At 71.2% G+C, this 15,557-nt stretch carries 13 protein-coding genes; 10 read left to right on the forward strand and 3 right to left on the reverse strand.

Annotated features, from left to right (window positions below; translation table 11 throughout):
* The first annotated feature begins 50 nt into the window (after positions 1–50).
* Positions 51–545: a DUF1097 domain-containing protein gene (locus tag ACWC91_RS28155; protein WP_225078789.1), complete on the forward strand. Its 495-nt coding sequence runs from the start codon at positions 51–53 to the stop codon at positions 543–545.
* A 43-nt stretch (positions 546–588) separates the two neighbouring features.
* Here the strand turns inward: ACWC91_RS28155 and ACWC91_RS28160 are convergent, their stop codons facing one another.
* Positions 589–1,851 (reverse strand): MFS transporter, encoded by a 1,263-nt coding sequence (locus ACWC91_RS28160; RefSeq protein WP_450642960.1) that lies wholly within the window; start codon positions 1,849–1,851, stop codon positions 589–591.
* Positions 1,852–2,303: 452 nt separating this feature from the next.
* On the opposite strand from ACWC91_RS28160, the gene ACWC91_RS28165 reads away from it, so the two are divergent.
* From ACWC91_RS28165 to ACWC91_RS28185, 5 genes are all read left to right on the forward strand, one after another.
* Complete coding sequence (locus ACWC91_RS28165; RefSeq protein ID WP_281155439.1) at positions 2,304–3,368, forward strand: acetamidase/formamidase family protein; 1,065 nt, start codon at positions 2,304–2,306, stop codon at positions 3,366–3,368.
* A 210-nt stretch (positions 3,369–3,578) separates the two neighbouring features.
* Complete coding sequence (locus ACWC91_RS28170; protein ID WP_450642958.1) at positions 3,579–4,784, forward strand: NAD(P)/FAD-dependent oxidoreductase; 1,206 nt, start codon at positions 3,579–3,581, stop codon at positions 4,782–4,784.
* 81 nt (positions 4,785–4,865) lie between these two features.
* Entirely contained in the window at positions 4,866–6,101 is a 1,236-nt protein-coding gene (locus ACWC91_RS28175; protein ID WP_281155437.1) for a cytochrome P450, read from the forward strand.
* Between the two features lie 52 nt (positions 6,102–6,153).
* Positions 6,154–6,348 carry a ferredoxin gene (locus ACWC91_RS28180; RefSeq protein ID WP_450642956.1) on the forward strand — a complete coding sequence of 65 codons (195 nt, stop codon included), beginning with the start codon at positions 6,154–6,156 and terminating at the stop codon, positions 6,346–6,348.
* A 186-nt stretch (positions 6,349–6,534) separates the two neighbouring features.
* On the forward strand, positions 6,535–7,569 hold the full coding sequence (locus ACWC91_RS28185; protein WP_450642955.1) for a LacI family DNA-binding transcriptional regulator: 1,035 nt from the start codon (positions 6,535–6,537) through the stop codon (positions 7,567–7,569).
* Positions 7,570–7,962: 393 nt separating this feature from the next.
* Here ACWC91_RS28185 and ACWC91_RS28190 read toward each other — a convergent pair whose 3' ends face one another.
* The gene (locus ACWC91_RS28190; protein WP_225078783.1) at positions 7,963–8,562 is read right to left on the reverse strand and encodes a TetR/AcrR family transcriptional regulator; all 600 of its coding nucleotides are present in this window, start codon (positions 8,560–8,562) and stop codon (positions 7,963–7,965) included.
* Between the two features lie 128 nt (positions 8,563–8,690).
* Between ACWC91_RS28190 and ACWC91_RS28195 the strand changes: the two genes are divergently transcribed.
* A complete protein-coding gene (locus ACWC91_RS28195) occupies positions 8,691–10,382 on the forward strand; it encodes an amidohydrolase (RefSeq protein WP_450642953.1) in 1,692 nt (563 codons plus the stop codon).
* Positions 10,375–11,850 carry an APC family permease gene (locus ACWC91_RS28200; protein WP_450642952.1) on the forward strand — a complete coding sequence of 492 codons (1,476 nt, stop codon included), beginning with the start codon at positions 10,375–10,377 and terminating at the stop codon, positions 11,848–11,850. Before ACWC91_RS28195 ends, ACWC91_RS28200 begins: the two co-directional genes overlap by 8 nt.
* Positions 11,851–11,885: 35 nt before the next feature.
* On the opposite strand, the gene ACWC91_RS28205 is transcribed toward ACWC91_RS28200, so the two are convergent.
* Positions 11,886–13,103, reverse strand: coding sequence for an MFS transporter (locus ACWC91_RS28205; protein WP_225078780.1), 1,218 nt, complete (start codon positions 13,101–13,103; stop codon positions 11,886–11,888).
* A gap of 346 nt (positions 13,104–13,449) precedes the next feature.
* Here ACWC91_RS28205 and ACWC91_RS28210 point away from each other — a divergent pair, with 346 nt between their 5' ends.
* Positions 13,450–15,078: a SulP family inorganic anion transporter gene (locus ACWC91_RS28210; RefSeq protein WP_225078869.1), complete on the forward strand. Its 1,629-nt coding sequence runs from the start codon at positions 13,450–13,452 to the stop codon at positions 15,076–15,078.
* Between the two features lie 108 nt (positions 15,079–15,186).
* A complete protein-coding gene (locus tag ACWC91_RS28215; RefSeq protein WP_225078779.1) occupies positions 15,187–15,540 on the forward strand; it encodes an ArsR/SmtB family transcription factor in 354 nt (117 codons plus the stop codon).
* The last annotated feature ends 17 nt before the right edge of the window (positions 15,541–15,557 follow it).

The following is a 15,557-nucleotide window of genomic DNA, read 5'->3' on the forward strand; positions in this document are numbered from 1 at the left end:
GACCGGGGCGGTCCGCCGCCTTCCTTCACACCATCTCAGGGGAGAATGGTTTGAACTTCTACCGGCTTGCCACGGCGGCGTTCACCGGCCTGCTCTGCGGTCTCTGGGGCGGATTCGCGGGCCTGATGGACCTTTCGGCATGGGCGGGATTCGCCGGCTGCACGGCGTACTTCGCCTGCGGCATACGCCTGATTCCCGGGGCGGCGCTCACCGTGTCGTCCTCGTTCGCGGGCGTGGGGTGCGCCTGGCTGATGCTCCAGGGCGCGGACCTGCTGGGCAGCGCCAACTCGGCCTACGCGGTCTCCGTGGGCTTCTTCGTCATGTGCATCGTGCTGCTCGGACGGTTCAAGTGGACGTCGTTCGTCCCGGGCACCTTCGTGGGCTGCTACTCGCTCTTCGCCATCAAGGACAACGACTGGGTGGTACTGCTGGCCTCCCTGGCGGTAGGTGTCCTGCTCGGCCTGGTCTGCGACTGGGGCGGCAGCACGATCTTCGCGCGCTGGAAGCCCGGCGCCGACGCCGAACCCGTCGGCCAGGAGAGCTGAAGCGGCGTCTCCGGCTTCCGCGGCCTCCGTGCCGCCGCACTCGTCATGGAGTACGGCGGCCGCCGAACGTCAGCAGCGCCGGCACGCGCAGCGCCAGAACCCCGAGCCCGCAGACAAGGAGGAGAGCCGCGCAGAACACCGTCCTGGCCACCCCTGCCCGCTCCGCCGTCGCGCCGAGGACAAGGGTGGCAACAGGCATGACGCCGATGCAGAGTTCCTGGAGTCCCAGTGCCCGGCCGTGAACGGCCGGATCGGTCGTCAGCAGCAACAGGGTGGTCTGCAGCACCCCGAAGGCCGCGTTGGTGAGGCCGATGACGCACATGAGCGCGAACGACAACGACACCGTGCGGGACAGGGCGAACACCGCCCACAGGGCGGCCCAGGCCGTGGTGCCGAAGACGAACACCCCACCCTTGTAAGGGAAGTCGCCCATACCGGCGATGACGAGTGAACCGACCAGTCCCCCGACGCCGCCGCACGTCAGCAGAGCGCCAAGTCCCGCGGCGTCGAGCCCGAGGGACTCCTCGGCGAAGACCGGCATGAAGGCCTGGTACACCGGCCACAACAGGGTGTTCGCCGCCAGGGTGACGACGAGCACCGCCACCGCGAGCCGGCTGCGCGCGATGATCCGCAGTCCGCCGACGACCATCGCCCGCACCGACTGCGCCTGGTCGTGGACGACCCTCCCGTACCCGCGCAGAGGCAGGAGCAGCACGAGTGAGAGCCCGTACCAGGCGGTCGAGACCCACAGCGCGGCCGGAGCGCCCATCGCCGCGATCATGGCTCCGCCGAGTCCCGGCCCGATCACCTGCGTCATGTTCATCGCCATGGCGTTGAGCGCGTTGGCGTTGGAGAGTTTCTCCTGCCCCACGAGTTCGAGCACCACCGAGGCCCGGGCCGGCTGCGACGGGGACTGGGCGAGGCCGATGGCCAGGCCGCCGACGACCAGTACCCAGTACGGCAGCAGGTCCGCCGTGGCCAGTGCCGCCACCGCGGTGCCCGCGCCCGTGGCCCAGGCGCAGGCGACGACGAGCAGCCGGACGCGGTTGTGCCGGTCGGCGAACGCGCCGGCCACCGGACCGAGGAACATCGGCGCCAGGCGCGCGGCGGTGAACACCGCGACAAGGAGCTCGGAGTGCGTCAGCTCGAACGCGAGCCAGCCGAGTACCAGGGTCTGGGTCCACACGCCGCCGAAGAAGAACACGTTGGAGAACCACAGCCACTGGAAGGGCCGGTTTCCCCGCAGGGAGTCCAACGCGCCGCGCAGGCCCGGCCGGTGACTGGAGGCGTCTGACGCCGACGGCACGTGGAGAACCTTTCGGGTGAAGGTGTTGCGGGACGGGTCCGGAGCAGGACGTACCCATCGCGGGCGACGACCTCGCCACCGCGGATCACGAGCTTGCGCTCAGGGGCCCACGCCGGCGCGTCGGGGACGTTCTCCGTCTCGAAGTCACAGCCACGGCAGAAACGGTATACCAATTATTCCGCGCCCGCCGAGGCCCGTGACCTCGGATGCGGCCGCACAGCTCGCCGCAGGGCTCTATGGTCTACAACATATCGTATGCAATACTGCGGAGGTCGACACCGCGATTGCCATCCGTGCGCCAAGTACACGACCACGACAGCGAGACGGGACACGCTCGGGGCCACGGTGAGCGCGAGGGTGTCCCCCGCCGTCCTGGTATGGACGGCGGCCAGCAGGCAGCAACACCAGTTTCCTCGTACGAGTGCCGCATCACCGGATGACGGGAGACCTGCGTGTACCACAAGCTGACCGCCACCCCCGAGACCTGCCAATGGGGCTATTTCGACAACGCGCTTGAACCGGCGCTGACGATCCGGTCCGGCGACGTCGTGGCGATGGAGTGCCTGACCCACCACGCCGGCGAGGCACCCGACCTCATGATGGACGACGGCGTACGCGAGGTGTACGAGAACATCGACAAGAACGACCGGGGCCCTGGACCGCACATCGTCACGGGCCCCATCGCCGTCACCGGCGCCGAGCCCGGGGACGTCCTGGAGTGCCGTTTCCTCCAGGCGGAGCCGCGTCTGCCCTACGGCGTCAACTTCCAGGCCAACTGGGGGCTGCTGTACGGACCGGTGCGCGCCCCGCTCGGCCACGCGACGACCACGGATCTGGAGTCCCACCAGCACGTGGTGGTCTACGAGGCCGACTGGCAACAGGGCACCGCCAAGGGCCTGTTCCAGTACGCGTACCCCTACGCCGACGAGCCGCCGTACCCCGGCACGCTCATCGAGCCGCACACCGTCGCCCGCCAGTCCGCGCTGCGCGGCGTCAGCGTGCCGTTGCGCCCCCACATGGGCACCGCCGGGGTGGCGCTGGCGCAGGGCGGCCGGATCCACACGGTGCCGCCGGGAGAGTTCGGCGGCAACGTCGACAACCGCAGCTTCGTTCCGGGGACCCGCATGTTCTATCCCGTCCAGGTTCCGTCGGCGCTGTTCTGGGCCGGCGACACCCACTTCGCCGAAGGCGACGGCGAGATCTCGGGAACCGCGATCGAGGGGCATCTGAACGTGATGCTCCAGTTCGTCCTGCACAAGAACCTGCGCATCCGCACACCGCTGCTGGAGACCGACACGGAGGTGATGGTGCACGGCTTCCACGAGAACCTCGACGAAGCGGTCCGCATCGCCGCCGCGGAGACCGTCTACGAGATGGGGCGCCGGTGGGGGCTGTCCCAGCGGGAGTCCTACTCCCTGCTCAGTGTGGCCGGCGACCTCAGGGTGACGCAGGTGGTCAACGGCGTGAAGGGCGCGCATTTCGTGCTGAGCAAGAACGTCATCCGTGAGATGCGGTGAGCTTCCCGCAGGCCCTGTCCCGCGTCGCGGACACGCAAGTCAAACGGTTGACTAAACTTGCCGCCGGGACGTAGGTTCCCCGTGAGGGCATGAGTCGGGGAGCCTTCCCCGCTCCTTGCCCCACTCATTTGTCAGAAGTCTGTTCAGTGCTGCCGGGCGGGTCACGTAATGCCGGCCGAGCGCTTGTCGGCTGGTGAGTTGGAGCAACACGTGGGTGATCGGCCGGGCATATGCGTCGTGGGCGGTTCCGTCGCCGGCACCGCGGCCGCACAGGCACTGCGGACCAAGGGCTATGACGGCGAGATCCGGCTGATCGAGGCGGAGGCACAACTCCCCTACGACCGGCCGCCGTTGTCCAAGCAGGTCCTCCAGGGCGGGCTCGGCCTCCCGGCGCTTCAGTTCCAGTCGACCGCGGACTGGTCCCGGCTGGGGATCACCCTCTCGCTGGGCGCTTCCGTGACCGGGCTGGACTCCGGGCAGCGGGTGCTGCGGCTGAGCGACGGTTCGGAGCTGCGGGCGTCCGGGGTCGTCCTGGCCCCGGGGACGGAGTCCAGGCCCCTGCCGTTCCCGGACGAGCAGGCCCGGGTGCGCCGGCTGCGCACCCTCGAGGACGCGCTCGTGCTGCGCGGATCGCTGCGGACCGCCCGGTCGATCGTGCTCGTCGGCGCCGGCTTCATCGGCCTGGAGGTGGCCGCGACCGCCGTCCGGCTGGGGCTCGACGTCACCGTCGTCGAGCTGCTTCCGCTGCCGCTCGCCCCGGCGATCGGCGAGGTGGCCGCCGAGCGGGTGTGCGCCGCCCACCGGGACGGCGGAGTCACCCTGCTGACGTCGCGTTCGGTCGCGGAGGTCAGGGGCGACGGGCGGGTCTCCACCGTCGTCCTGGACGACGGCCGGGCGATCGAGGCGGACATCGTCGTCGCCGGTGTGGGGGTGCGCCCGGCCACCGGATGGCTGGCCGGATCCGGCCTGGAACTGGGCGACGGCATCGAGGCCGACGCGTACTGCCGGACCTCGGCGGACCTGGTCTACGCCGCCGGTGACGCGGCGCGCTGGCACAACCCCGCCTTCGGCGCCCGGATGCGTGTCGAGCACTGGAGCACCGCCCGCGAGCAGGGCGCGACGGCCGCCGCGAACCTGCTGGGCGAGCTGCGCGGGGAGAGCGCGGCCCGGACCCCGTTCGCGCATGTGCCGTACTTCTGGTCCGACCAGCTCGACATGAAGATCCAGCATGTCGGCCGCATCCTCGGGGGCGGGCACAGCGAGGTCGAACACGACGGCGACGGCGCCCTGTTCGTCACGCACCGGCTCGGCGACCGGCTGACCGGTGCGACGACGATCAACCGCCCGAGGGACGCGATGCTCTCGCGCAGAAGGATCTCGGAGGAGTGCGAGCGGCTGGGGCCGCCCAACGGCTGACCGGCCTGCCGGCAGGCCGTCCGAGGAGCCGCGTTCGGTGCACCGGCGCACCGGTGAGCGTTGACGTTGAAAGGAAGAACCATGGGCAGTTCGCAGCAGGACGCGCAGATTTTCGATCCGACCGACCCCGAGTTCCTGAAGGACCCCTACCCGGTTCTGAACCATCTGCGGGAGAACACCCCCGTCGTCAGGGCGGAGTCGCTGGGACTCTGGCTCGTGACGCGCCACGAGGACGTGTTCGCGTGCCAGCGTGATGCCCGCCTCACCCGGAACTTCAGCCACAAGTACACCCCCGAGGAGATGGGGGTCGCTCCGCGCGACGCCCGGTGGGCCGACTTCTGGCAGGCCGAGAAGTGGAGCCTGCTGGACCTCGAACAGCCGGACCACACCCGCATCCGCTCGCTGGTGTCCTCCGCCTTCACCCCGCGCCGTGTGACGCAGATGCGTGACGCGGTCCGCGCCCGTTCCCGGAAGCTGCTCTCGGACCTCGTCGAGCAGGGCGAGTTCGACCTGCTGCACGACTACGCGATGCCGTACTCGGTGTCGATCGTCTGCGAACTGCTCGGAGCCGACCAGGAGCAGGCCCCGCTGTTCCTGGACTGGGCACACGCGATGGTGAAGATGTACGAGCTGGACACCACCGAGGAGCAGGCGAAGCGGGCCAACGACTCGGCCGCGGCCTTCATCGCCTACGTCCGCGAGCTCATCGCGCTGCGCCGTCGGCAGCCCGACGACGCCCTGGTGAGCGCACTGGTCCAGGCCGAGACCGAGGAGGGCGGGAAGCTCACCGACGACGAGATCGTGTCCACGGTGATCGTCCTGCTGAACGCCGGTCACGAGGCCACGGTCAACACGACCGGCAACGGCATGACCGCCCTGCTGCGCCACCCCGGCCAGTGGGCGCGGGTGACCTCGCAGGAGGTGGCCCCGCGGCAGGCGGTGGAGGAGGTCATCCGCTGGGATCCCCCGTTGCAGCTGTTCGAGCGCTGGGTGCTGGCCGACGACGTCGAGATCGCCGGCCGGAAGATCCCCTTCGGCTCGAAGATCGCGATGCTGTACGGCGCGGCCAACCGCGACCCGCGCCTGTTCACCGACCCGGAGGTGCTGGACGTCGGCCGTGTGAACGCCTCCCGCCACGTCAACTTCGGCGGCGGCGTGCACGCCTGCCTGGGCGCGCCGCTGGCCCGCATCGAGCTGGAGGAGACCTTCACCTCGATCCGGGACCTGTGCCCGGACCTCGAACTCGTCGAGGAGCCGCGCCGCAACTCCGCGTTCGTCATCTGGGGCATGGAGTCGGTCCGCGTGGCCGTGCGCTGACCCCTCAGCCAGCAGCTCAACAGCACGTCAGCAGTCAGTAGGAGGAAAACCCATGCCACGCCTGCAGGTCGACGAAGCCCTCTGCAAGGGTCACGGTCTGTGCTATTTCGGCTGGCCGAAGATCTACGACCTCCGGGAGAACGGCATCGCCGTCGCCCTGGTCGACGAGATCCCGGCCGAACTGCTGGAGGAGGCCCGCAACTCCGTCGAGGCCTGCCCGGAGCGGGCCCTGAGGATCGTGGACTGACCCCGGTCCTCGCGTGCGCACACGTCTGACGGCGGCCGGTCCTGGCCGCCGCCGGACGTGCGGTGCTCACCGGGCCCGGCGCCGGATCCGCGGAACGTATCATCGACGCTGGCGAGCCCGGTCGGACCGGGCCGCGGCGCTCGCAGGGGCTGGTCGCCGGCGTCCGGCGGGAAGGGAGTGACACTCGTGGCACGCCGCCGGGTTACGGGCGCCGATGTCGCCGCCGAGGCGGGGGTGTCGGTTTCCATCGTGTCGCTGGTCCTGAACGGGAAGGACTCCGGGAGGGCGAACCAGGCCACCCGGGACAGGGTCCACGCGGCCGCGCAGCGGCTCGGATACCGTATCGACCGCCGGGGCCGCAGCCTCTCCACCGGCCGGACCGGCATCGTCGGTTATGTCGCGCCCGATGTCGCGACCCCGTTCTTCAGCAGTGTGCAGATGGGCCTGCTGAGCGAACTGAGCCCGGAGTACCAGGTCCTCACCGTGGTCACCGCCCTGGGCCAGACGGTCAGCCAGGAGAGCGTCCAGCGGCTGCTCGACCTGGGCGTGGACGGCCTGATCATCTCCACGGTCGAAAGCGACCTGGTGACGTCCCTGAACCCCTCGTGCCCGGTGGTGATCCTCGACTCCCCCGGGCGGCAGAAGGACCTGCCGCGCGTCAACCTGGACGTCGGCGGCAGCGCCAGGGAACTCGCCCGCCATCTGACGGGTCTCGGCCACCGGAGGTTCGCCTATCTCGACATCGACACCCGGACCCGGACTCTGGAGGCGCGCCGCAGGGCGTTCACCGACGAGGCGCGGAAGGTGTCGGAGCAGGTGGGCGTCGTGGTGGCGCGCTCCCCCATCGATGTGACGGCGGCCTACGACAGCGTGGCGGGCAACTGGCCCTCCTGGCGCGACTCCGGAGTGACCGCGCTGGTGTGCGGCTCCGACCTTCAGGCGTTCGGCGCGCTGGCGGCGCTGCGTGACCTCGGGGTCGGGGTTCCGGAGGAGGTGTCCGTGGCCGGCGCCGACGACCAGCCGATGTCCCGGATCGTGCAACCGTCCCTGACCACGGTGCAACTCCCCTCGTTCGAACTGGGAGGCCTCGGCGCGCGGGAGTTGCGCAAGGCCATGGACCGGCCGGACGCGGTCGCGGGGCGGCCGCTGGTGCTGCCGACCCGGCTGGAGATCAGGGAGTCGACCGGCAGCGCGCCGGCGGCCCGGTCCACGCCGCGCTGACGCACCCTTCGCGGGTGGGCACCGGCGCGGCCGGGTCATACGGGGGGCGGGGTGCGCAGGGCGAGGATGGCCATGTCGTCGTGGCCGTCGCCGGCACTCCGCACGCGCTGCCGCCCGGCCTGACCGCCACGCGCCCGCACGTCCTCACCATCCCGCCCGGCCCCTCCCCACCCTCTTCGTCAGCCGTCACGACAAGGCGCTCTTCCTGGACCTCGTCCAACCCCGCGCCTGGTACACCCGCGAACAGGCCGGCCACCTGGCGAACGCTCTGCAGCGCGCCCTGACCGCCATCACCGGAGCACCCGGCATGGAGGACCTCACCCGCCCCTCACCGCCTTCCGGATGACGGCCAAGGCCCATCAACGAGTCGGCGCGCAACTGTGAATGAGGCGTTCACACAGCCGGTGCGCCGAACGCCCGCGCGGCGTCGAACATCGCCTCGACGGCCCGCTCCACGCTGATCTGACCGTTGCCGGCCACGATGTGCAGCCCGTAGGCGTCCTCCAGCGCCACCAGGTTCAGGGCCGCCGTCGGCGTGTCCAGGACGAGCTTGAAGGCGCCGGCGCCGGCGCCACGTTCCAGCACGTTCCGGTACGTGGCCAGTTGCCGCTCGTACATCGACTCGACCAGCTTGGTGTGCAGCGGAGAACTCTCGGCCAGCACGTCGAACTCGTACAGCAGGCGCATCAGCGCATCGTCCGGTCCCGTCGGGAGACCGGCGCGGATCGTCTCCCCCAGGAGTCGCGCCGGGTTCTCGATCGTGTCCCGCAGCGCGTCCCGCCGGTCGCAGAAGCGTTCCATGCCCGCGCGATAGGCCTCGCTCAACAGCGCGTCGAGGTCGTCGTAGTAGTACAGGACGGCCCCTCGGGTCAGCCCCGCCTTGCGTGCCACATCCGCGAGCGAGAGGGAGCGGAGCCCGGTCTCGGCGGTCGTGTCGATGACCGCCTGGATGAGGTGGGCACGGCGTTCGTCCTGATTTTTTCGGCGGGCCATCCCTTGACAGTAGCCGAGACGCTCATGAGACTCGAACCATTCTTTGACGCCGATGGCAAAAAATGCGCGCGCCGTCTCGGCGCGCCGTCGCCGCGCGTTCGTGGCGCGGCTCAGAACCAAGGACGACCATGCTGGACACCCTGATCACCGGCGCCCGTGTGCGCACGTTCGACGACGCCCGCCCGTGGGCCGGCGCCGTCGGCATCACCGGCGGACGCATCGCCTTCGTGGGCGACGAGGCGGAGGCCCCGGCGGCCCGCGAGCACCGCCGCCTGGACGGGGGCCTCCTCACTCCGGGCATCATCGACAGCCACAACCACCTGCTGCTCGGCTTCGACCCCGACGCCGTCAGCCTCGAAGGCGCCGAGACTCTCGAGGAGGTCCGCCGCCGTATCGCCGAACTCGCCGACGCGCGACCGGACCTGACCTGGATCTGCGCCGAGAACGCCGTGTACTCGGTGGTCCACGGCCGCCGCCCCGCCGCCCGCGACCTGGCCGGCATCACCTCGCGCCCCGTCTTCGTCACCACCTACGACCAGCACTCGGTGTGGCTCAACGACGCCGCCATCCGCGCGCTGCACCTGGACGAAGGCGGCGACATCCCCTGGGGCCGCCCGGAGCGGGACGCCGACGGCCGCGCCACCGGGTGGGTCACCGACTTCTACACGAGCGCCATGACGACGGCGGGCCTGGCCGGCCTCCAGCGCGACATCCCCATGTACTCGCCGCAGCGGCGCTACCGCAAGCTGCTGGGCAGCCTCGAGATGGCCACCGCCGCCGGCATCACCACCGTGGTGGAACCGCAGGTCCCGCTCGCCGAGATCGACCTGTTCCAGCGCGCCCGGGACGAGGGACGCCTCAGCTCCCGCGTCATCGCGGCGCTCTTCCACCCCATGGGGTCCGACGGCGCGTTCCGGCAGCGGTTGCGCGCGGCGGCCGACGCCGCCCCCAGCGGTGACCGTCTGGCCTTCGGCCCCGTCAAGCTCTACGCCGACGACGTGATCGAGCCCCACAACGCCTGGATGCTCGACGACTACGCCAACCGGCCCGGGCACCGCGGCCACCCCTCCGCGCCCCTCGGCGAGCTCACCCAGGTCGTCACCGAACTGGACCGCCTCGGCTTTCAGACCCACACCCACGCGACGGGCGACGGCGGCATCCGCCTGGCCCTGGACGCGATCGAGCACGCCGCGCGCACCAACGGCACGCGCGACCGCCGCCACGGGATCGTGCACGTCGAGTGCCTGGCCCCCGAGGACCTGCCGCGCTTCGCCCAGTTGGGCGTCACCGCCGCCATGCAGCCGCGCCACTGCTCCCCGGACCTCGTGGCCGGCACCTGGATGGAGAACATCGGCGAGGCCCGCTGGGATCGCGCCTGGCGACTGCGCTCGCTCATGGCCTCCGGTGCCCATGTGGCCCTCTCCAGCGACTGGCAGGTGGGAGAGATGGACCCCCTGATCGGGTTCTACTCGGCCCTCACACGGGCCGGCCTCGACGGCCAGGACGCCTGGACCCCGGCGGAGCGTCTGGGGCTCGACGACACGTTGCGCGGCTACACGGCCGAGGGGGCCTGGGCCTGGCACCGGGAGGACGAGTACGGCGTCATCCGCGAGGGCGCCAAGGCGGACCTCGTCGCATGGTCCGAGGACCTCTACGCGCTCGAACCGGACCCGGCGGCGCTGCTCCAGCAGCGGGCCGAGGTCACCTGGGTGGGCGGCGAGGTGGTCCACGAGGCCACCACGGCACGCGCCACCACCGGCCACTACGGTGCGCTCACCAGCTGCTCCGCGCACGCCGAAGGCGGTCACGCCCATGTCTGACAGCAGCCTTCCCCCGCACACAGCCCAGGGCACCGCGACACAGGCCACGGCGAACCGCTCGCCCGCCGCACACGGCGGCACCGGGCAGGACACCGCGACCGCCGCCGACCCCGACCGGGCCCAGGACGACCCGGGCGGTCCGCAATTGCGCCGCAGCCTGAAGCTGCGCCACATCGTCTTCCTCGGCCTGGCCTTCATGGCGCCGCTGGCGGTGTTCGACACCTTCGGCCTGGTCTCCGAGGCGACCGACGGCCATGTGCCGCTGGCCTACCTGGCCGTCCTCGTCGCGGTGGGGCTCACAGCGCTCAGCTACGCGCGGATGGCCCGCCGCATCACGTCCGCCGGATCCGTGTACACCTACGCCGGCAAGTCGCTCGGGGCGCCCGTGGGCTTCCTGGTGGGCTGGTCCGCCACGCTGGACTACGTGCTGCTGCCCATGCTCAACGCGCTGCTGGCCGCGATCTACATGGGCGCCGTGCTGCCCGGGGTCCCGGCGTGGGTGTGGGTGCTCTCCACCGTGGTGGCCTGCACGGCACTGAACCTGGTGGGCGTGAAGCTGGCCGCCAAGGTGAACGTGGCGCTCGTGGTCATCCAGGCCGGCGTGGCCATCGCGTTCCTCGTGTTCGCCGTGCGTGCCATCGCCACCCATGGCCAGTCCTTCGGGACCACCGGCTGGGACCCGGCCTCGGTGCCGCTGCCCGCTCTGCTCAGCGGTGCCTCGCTGCTGGCCCTGTCCTTCCTGGGCTTCGACGCCGTCTCCACCCTCTCCGAGGAGGCCGAGCAGCCGCGCCGGGACATCCCGCGGGCCATCCTGCTCATCGTGGCCGCGGCCGGGGTGTTCTTCCTGGCCATCACCTACGCCATGCAGACGCTCTTCCCGGACGTCTCGGCCGTGGGCAGCATCGTGGGCGCCTCGCCGGAGATCGCCAAGTACATCGGCGGTGCGGCGTTCCAGGCGGTGTTCGTGGGCGGCTACCTCACCGCGGTGCTCGGGTGCGGTCTGACCCAGCAGATGAGCGCGGCACGGCTGCTGTTCGCCATGGGCCGTGACGGCATGCTGCCGCGCGCGGTCTTCGGGCGGGTCGATCCGCGTACCGGCGTCCCCGCCCTCAACGTGCTCGTCGTGGGTCTCATCGCCGCCTCCGCCGTCTTCCTGGACCTCGGCAGCGCCGCGTCGCTGATCAACTTCGGGGCCTACGTCGCCTTCGCCGCGGTGAACCTGGCGGTGATCGGGTTCTGGGTGCGCGACCGGCGCGCGGGACGGGCGGAGGCTCGCGGACCCGTTGCCGCCCTCCTGCAACTACTGCTGCCGGCCCTCGGGTTCGTCGTGAACGCGGCCCTGTGGGTCAGTCTGGACACCCCGGCCAAGGTCGTGGGCGTCATCTGGGCACTGGTGGGCGTGGGGATCCTCACCCTTCGCACGGGCGGATTCCGCCGCCCGGTGCGGACGTTGAACCTGGAGGATTGAGCCCGGGGAGTGCCCGGGTGCCCGGGGCGGCGTGATCAGAGCCGCAGGGCGGTACGCCCTCGTCCCGCACGCTCGGTGGGGCCGGTTCCGGCTCTCAGGGCGCGCATGGCGAGGGCGCCGGCCAAGGGGCCGGGACCCAGGAGGAGGAACGCGTAGCGCCAGCCGACGGCGTCGGCGAGGAGGGGGGTCAGCTGGATGCTGACGACGGTGAGGGCGAACCCGATCGCGGTCTGGGCCGTGAGGGCCGTTCCGATGTAGCGGGAGTCGGCGACCTCGCTGAGGGCGGTGGAGAACACTCCGGAGTCGGCGATCACGGCGGCGCCCCAGAGGACGCAGAACGCGACCACGAGGGCCGGCGGGGAGTGGACGAGCAGCGGTGAGAGCAGACAGCACAGGCCACTGGTGACCAGGGCCGCGATGGCGGCGGGAGAACGGCCGAAGCGGTCGGCGCCCCAGCCGCCGAGCAGACAGCCGACGACGCCGCCGATCCCCATGGTGAGGAACACGGTGACCTCGACCGATCCGGGAAGGTGAGCGGCGCTGTCCGTGGCGGCGAGAAAGGCGGGGATCCAGGTCCACAGGGCGTAGAGCTCCCACATGTGCCCGAAGTAGCCGAGGTTGGCCGAGCGGGGGCCGCGCTGGGTGAACATGGTCAGGGCGTAGCGGGGGTTGCGGGCGGGCGCGGCCGGGGCGGCGTGGGGGCCGACGCGGATGAAGGCCAGCGCGATGCAGGAGGCCAGGAGCCCGGCGGCCGACGCGACCAGGAGAACGCCCCGCCAGGGCAGTGACCCGACGCCGGCGATGAGGTGCGGAAGGGTCGATCCGAGCGTCAGGGCGGCGATGAGAACCCCCATGGACTTGCCGCGTGCGGCGCCGTGCGCCCAGGAAGCCATGAGTTTCATGCCGACCGGATAGACACCGGCCAGGCAGACACCGGTCACGAAGCGGAGCGGAACGGCCGCGGCGAACCGATCGACCGACAGGGCCAGCAGCACGGTGCACACGGCGGCCGCGGCGGCGCCGCCGGCGAGAAGGCGCTGGGGCGGGAGACGGTCGGCGAGGGTGAGAGCGGCGGAGGTGAGCGCGCCGGTGACGAACCCGAGCTGGACCGACGCGGTCAGCCATACGGCGTCGGCGGAGTCGAGCCCCCACTCGCCGCGCAGTGTGGGAACCACCGCCGACATGGAGAACCAGACGGCGAGGCCGAGTACTTGTACGGCGGCGATCGCGCCGCGCTGTATGCCGGCGTTCATGGTCTCTCCCCCTCCCTCACCGGAACCGAGTTGGCGGGAGAAGCCTACGGGGCGGCCTCCTGCCGGCTCGGCTCGGCTCGGCTCGGCTCCCGGAGCGTGGGGCTGATGTGTCCCATCGCCCCACGACGCCCCCTTATCCACACAAACAGAACAAAAAGGATTTCAGGATTGCCAAATTTCGCAATTGCTTAGATGCTGTTTTCGCTGTGCCCCCAGGTAGCCGGGGGCACAGCTTCTGTGTGGCTCGCCCCGGTGGGGCTGTGCGAGGGGAAGCTGAGGGGTCGTGTCGGTTCCGCTGTGTCAACGGATCACCTCCTTGCTGCCCTCCCGCTCGGATCTGTCCCAGATGCGGCGTGATCCGCGCCGTGACCTGCTCGCCGGGCTGACGGTGGCGATCGTGGCGCTGCCGCTCGCCCTCGGCTTCGGGGTGTCTTCCGGGCTCGGTGCCGAGGCGGGTCTGGCGACCGCGGTGGTCGCCGGCGCGCTGGCCGCCGTGTTCGGCGGGTCGAATCTCCAGGTGTCGGGGCCGACCGGGGCGATGACCGTGGTCCTGGTACCGATCGTCGGCCAGTACGGTCCGACCGCCGTTCTCACGGTGGGCCTGATGGCCGGCGTGATGCTCGTCGTCCTCGCCGCCTTCAGGGCCGGGCGCCATATGCAGTACGTGCCGGCACCCGTCATCGAGGGCTTCACGCTCGGCATCGCCGCAGTGATCGGGTTGCAGCAGGTGCCGAACGCGCTGGGCGTGCCCGAACCCGAGGGCGACAAGGTCCTCGTCATCACCTGGCACGCGGTCGAGGCGTTCGTGAAGGCGCCGGACTGGACCGCCGTGGGGCTCGCGGTCTCCGTCGTCGTGCTCATGCTCGCCGGTGCACGGTGGCGGCCCACCGTGCCGTTCTCCATCGTCGCCGTGATCGCCGCCACCGTCGTGGCCCAGGTGGCCGGGCTGGACACGAAGCCGATCGGCGACCTGCCCGCGGGACTGCCCGCGCCCTCCCTCTCCTTCCTCGATCCCGGCTCGCTCGGCTCACTGCTCGCCCCGGCCGTGGCGGTGGCCGCGCTGGCCGCGCTGGAGTCGCTGATGTCCGCGGCCGCCGCCGACGCGATGACCGTGGGACAGCGCCACGATCCGGACCGGGAGCTGCTCGGCCAGGGGCTGGCCAACATCGCCGCCCCGCTGTTCGGCGGCGTCCCGGCCACCGGAGCCATCGCACGCACCGCCGTCAACGTCCGCACGGGGGCCCGCTCCCGGCTGGCCGCCCTCATCCACGCCGCCGTCCTCGCGGTGATCGTCTTCGCGGCGGCTCCCCTGGTGTCGAAGATCCCGCTGGCGGCGCTGGCCGGCGTGCTGCTGGCGACCGCCATCCGCATGGTCGAGGTCGGCTCGCTGAAGGCGATGGCCCGGGCCACCCGGTCCGACGCGGTGATCCTCGTCCTGACCGCAGCCGCGACGCTGGTCCTGGACCTGGTGTACGCGGTGATCATCGGGCTGTTGACGGCCGGGGCCCTCGCCCTGCGGGCCGTGGCGAAGCAGGCCCGCTTCGACCAGGTGTCCCTCGACCGGGGGGACCACACCGACGAGGAGCACCGGCTGCTCGCCGAGCACATCGTCGCCTACCGCATCGACGGTCCGCTGTTCTTCGCCGCCGCGCACCGCTTCCTGCTGGAGCTGACCGAGGTGGCGGACGTGAAGGTCGTCGTCCTGCGGATGTCGCGGGTGTCCACGATGGACGCCACCGGCGCCCTCGTCCTGAAGGACGCGGTGGAGAAGCTGAACCGGCGCGGCATCCTCGTCCTGGCCTCCGGGATCCGTCCCGAGCAACGGCAGGTGCTCGACTCCGTCGGCGCTTTGGAACTGCTTCAGCACGAGGGCCGCGACTACGCCCACACGCCCGAGGCGATCCGCGCCGCACGCGATCACCTGCACCTGGCCGGAGTCCTGCCGGCCGAGCCGACGGCACCGGCTGGACAGTGACGCGACAGGACACGCGAGGATAGGGCGCATGTTCTTGACGAGTAGGTGGATGCGATGCCGAGTGGACCGGCCGTTCCGGTCGTACCGTGCCGGGGAGGGGACGGCAGGGTGAGCACGCCCCTGTACCAACTGAAGGCCGAGTTCTTCAAGACGCTCGGACACCCGGCCCGTATCCGCGTCCTGGAGTTGCTGAGCGAGCGCGAGCACGCGGTCGCGGAGATGCTGCCCGAGGTGGGGATCGAGCCGGCGCACCTGTCCCAGCAGTTGGCGGTGCTGCGGCGGGCGAACCTGGTGCGGACCCGCAAGGAGGGGTCGAACGTGTACTACTCGCTGGCCGACCTGGAGGTGGCGGAGCTGATGCGGGTGGCCCGCTCGATCCTGTCGGGTGTGCTGGCGGGGCAGGCGGAGCTGCTCGCCGATCTGCGGGCGGACCAGCCGGAGAGGAAGCCGCCGCCGCGGTGACGGTCATCGGACGGCGG

It is taken from the genome of Streptomyces sp. NPDC001204 (assembly GCF_053598035.1).

Excerpts from the sequence above, each read along its gene's own strand:
- ACWC91_RS28175 (WP_281155437.1), top strand. The coding sequence starts at position 4,866 with ATGGGCAGTTCGCAGCAGGACGCGCAGATTTTCGATCCGACCGACCCC.
- ACWC91_RS28180 (WP_450642956.1), top strand. The coding sequence starts at position 6,154 with ATGCCACGCCTGCAGGTCGACGAAGCCCTCTGCAAGGGTCACGGTCTG.
- ACWC91_RS28190 (WP_225078783.1), bottom strand. The coding sequence starts at position 8,562 with ATGGCCCGCCGAAAAAATCAGGACGAACGCCGTGCCCACCTCATCCAG.
- ACWC91_RS28195 (WP_450642953.1), top strand. The coding sequence starts at position 8,691 with ATGCTGGACACCCTGATCACCGGCGCCCGTGTGCGCACGTTCGACGAC.
- ACWC91_RS28200 (WP_450642952.1), top strand. The coding sequence starts at position 10,375 with ATGTCTGACAGCAGCCTTCCCCCGCACACAGCCCAGGGCACCGCGACA.
- ACWC91_RS28205 (WP_225078780.1), bottom strand. The coding sequence starts at position 13,103 with ATGAACGCCGGCATACAGCGCGGCGCGATCGCCGCCGTACAAGTACTC.
- ACWC91_RS28210 (WP_225078869.1), top strand. The coding sequence starts at position 13,450 with ATGCGGCGTGATCCGCGCCGTGACCTGCTCGCCGGGCTGACGGTGGCG.